This is a genomic window from Bacillus sp. SIMBA_008 (assembly GCF_046535495.1).
Taxonomy (GTDB): Bacteria; Bacillota; Bacilli; order Bacillales; family Bacillaceae; genus Bacillus; species Bacillus subtilis.
In genome coordinates this window covers 1-267 of the sequence record NZ_JAWRWL010000554.1, presented here as the reverse complement: position 1 = coordinate 267, position 267 = coordinate 1, and the positions used below count along the sequence as shown (strand labels likewise).

1 protein-coding gene is annotated in these 267 nt (G+C 47.2%); it reads right to left on the bottom strand.

The features are described from left to right. A partial coding sequence (locus tag SB658_RS24410; protein ID WP_410602952.1) for a DUF2614 family zinc ribbon-containing protein occupies positions 1 to 267 on the bottom strand: 267 nt, incomplete at both ends.

Here is a 267-nt window from a genome sequence, read left to right as displayed (position 1 = left end):
GTTATAAGACTCATCGAACGCTTGGCCTTCCAATCCTTTATCCAATGTAAGAGGCTCTCTGCAATGCATGCACATATCCACTCTGCCCAGAATCTTCGTTTCTTTCTCGCAAGCGGGACACATCACCCGGACCGCTTTTGTGGACAGCATACCGATCCAAAAATAAACGGCGGTGCTGAGTCCGATCGACAGCAGGCCGAGAATCATAAACAAGCTGGCAAGCAAAACAGACTGCTTAAAGAACAGCCCGATGTACATAATGATAAA